The following is a 2,594-nucleotide window of genomic DNA, read 5'->3' as shown; positions in this document are numbered from 1 at the left end:
GTAAGCGCGAATTTCCCTGCACCTTTTGCTTTTGAGTGCTCTGATGCATGAGGTGTCCACCAAAATAGGTGGACACCTTGTGATGGCAGACGATGATCAGAAACTGCGGGTCAGGCTTGTTGGTCGGAACGGTCGCCGGCGCTACGAGGCGGCATCGAAGGAGCGTCTTGTCGCGAGTTGTCTTGAGCCTGGCGTTTCGGTATTGAGACTTGCGCTCGAACACGGGGTCAACGCGAACCTGCTTCGGAAATGGATCAAGAAGCACACCGCGACCAGGTCTCTCCCGCGGTCTCCCCCATCGGCGTTCATCCCGGTTCAACTTGAGGGGGCTTCCGATCGCGCCCTGTCGCGGGGGAGCAGCGTGGCGATGGTGGGTTTGCCGGCGGCTTGCGATGAAGTGCGCGGGTCGGAACCCAAGGGGACTACAGCTTTTTGTTCTCCGGCCAAAGTGAGCGCGTCGCTGCCGAACGGCGTGAAGGTCGCGCTGGAATGCGGCGATGTGGATGCATTGACGGCGATCATCGGAGCCCTGGGCCATGTTCAGACTGGGCGGTGACCTGCAGGTCTATCTGCACCGTGAGCCGATCGACTTCCGGGCTGGCATCAACAGCCTTGCGGTTCTGGTCCAGGAGACGATGGCGCTCGATCCGTTCGCTCCGGCGGTTTTTGCGTTCTGCAATCGCCGTTGCGACCGGATGAAGTTGCTGTTCTTCGACCGGTCCGGCTTTGTGCTGGTCCTGAAGCGGCTGACCGAGGACAAGTTCCGATGGCCGCGCCGCCAGGAGGCGGTCGTCACGCTGACGACCGAGCAATTGCACTGGATCCTTGACGGCATCGATATCGATGCGATGGTCCGCCATCCGGTGCGGCAATATCAGGTTGCCGGCTGAGCTCTCGACTTGAGCGGTTGACGCGTCGGTACGGTTCAGATTCAAGAATCCGATGAATCGAACCGGCGAACCGAGTGTCGAAGCGCTGTTGGCGCGCATTGCTGCGCTGCAGGTGGAGAATCGTCAGCTCACGGAGCGCGTCGTCAGGCTCGAGGAAGAACTGGCGCTGGCACGCCTGCATCGTTTTGCGCCGCGCAGCGAAAAGCACGTCGACCGTCTGTTCAATGAAGCCGAGCAGGCCGCCGACGAGGATGATGCCGGCAGCGAAACGGACAATACCGCCGAACTTCCGGACACGGGCTTGCCACCCGTCGAAAGCACAACGGGAAAGAAGCGCGGCCGCAGACCGCTGCCGGCGAACCTGCCGCGTGAGCGGGTCGAGTATGACCTGCCCGACGATCAGAAGGCGTGTCCTTGCTGCCGTGGCCAGATGCATCGCATGGGCGAGACTGTCACCGAGCAACTTCATATCGAGGTGAAGGAGAAGGTTTTACAGAATGTGCGCTTGAAATATGGGTGCCGCCATTGCGATCGCACCGGGATCAATGCCCTGTCGTGACCGCGCCGATGCCGACGCAGCCCTTGCCGGGCAGCGTTGCCACGGCCTCAACGCTGGCGTTCGCGCTGGTTCACAAATATGTCGATGGCACGCCGCTCTACCGTCTGGCGCAGGCCTTCGAACGCGCAGGTGTTCCTGTCAGCCGCGGCGCTTTGGGTCACTGGGTGATCGGCTCGAGCGAGAAGCATCTGCATCGCATCTCAGACGCCCTGAAGCTGCGGCTCAGACTGCAACCTCTCATCCATGGCGACGAGACGACGGTTCAGGTCCTCAAGGAGAAGGACAAAAAAGCCACCAGCACGTCGTACATGTGGGCTTATCGCAGCGGCCAGGGCAGTCACGAGCCCATCGTTCTTCTGGATTATCAGCCGGGCCGCGGCCAGATCCACCCGCAGGCCTTCCTCGGCGATTACCGTGGCATCGTGATGAGTGACGGCTATACCGCATGGCGCACGCTGGAAGGGACCACCCACATTGGATGCATGGCCCACTCCCGACGGCGCTTTGTCGATGCCCTCAAGGCGAGGAAGAAGGGCGGCGGCCCGCCAGAGCAGGCGCTGCGGTTCTTCGAACAGCTTTACCGGGTTGAAAGGCAGGCGCGGGACGAAAAACCAGACAGAGGCGAAACGCCAAATCAATGCATTCGCCGCTTCCGCCAGCAACACAGCATTCCCGTCCTGAACGCCCTCAAGGAATGGCTCGATCAAAATCGCCCCGAAGGTCTTGCCCGACAGCAAGCTTGGCGATGCCGTATCCTACACTCTGAACCAATGGTCATATCTGACGCGCTACACGCAAGACGGCAGGATGCCGATCGACAACAATCTCCTGGAGCGCGATATCAGAATCTTTGCCACTGGCAGAAAGAGCTGGCTGTTCAGCGACACCGTCGAGGGAGCCAGGGCCAGTGCCGTCGTCTACAGTCTGATGCTGACCTGCCGCGCCTCACGCGTCGAGCCGTTAGCCTGGTTGCGCCACGTGCTCACCGAATTGCCTCAGCGCGCCGACGACGCCGATATCACCGACCTGCTGCCCTTCAACTTCCCCAAAACCGCCGCTGCCTGAACGGGTCAGATGCCGCCCTCGATACGAAGGCCATCCGTCAAAAGCGCGGGCGTCATCGTGCGGAGAAAATCGCGCTTACG

2 protein-coding genes and 1 pseudogene are annotated in these 2,594 nt (G+C 61.2%); all 3 read left to right on the top strand.

Annotated elements, in window-relative coordinates; all coding sequences use genetic code 11:
• Positions 1 to 82: 82 nt before the first annotated feature.
• Positions 83 to 556, top strand: coding sequence for a transposase (locus IVA75_RS05065; protein WP_247290901.1), 474 nt, complete (start codon positions 83 to 85; stop codon positions 554 to 556).
• The gene (gene tnpB / locus IVA75_RS05060) at positions 537 to 890 is read left to right on the top strand and encodes an IS66 family insertion sequence element accessory protein TnpB (protein ID WP_148750250.1); all 354 of its coding nucleotides are present in this window, start codon (positions 537 to 539) and stop codon (positions 888 to 890) included. Before IVA75_RS05065 ends, tnpB begins: the two co-directional genes overlap by 20 nt.
• A gap of 52 nt (positions 891 to 942) precedes the next feature.
• Positions 943 to 2,514: pseudogene (locus tag IVA75_RS05055) on the top strand (IS66 family transposase).
• Positions 2,515 to 2,594 lie beyond the last annotated feature (80 nt).

Source organism: Bradyrhizobium sp. 134, assembly GCF_023074155.1.
In the GTDB taxonomy this organism is placed as follows: Bacteria; Pseudomonadota; Alphaproteobacteria; order Rhizobiales; family Xanthobacteraceae; genus Bradyrhizobium.
This window is presented reverse-complemented; position numbering and strand designations above follow the sequence as displayed.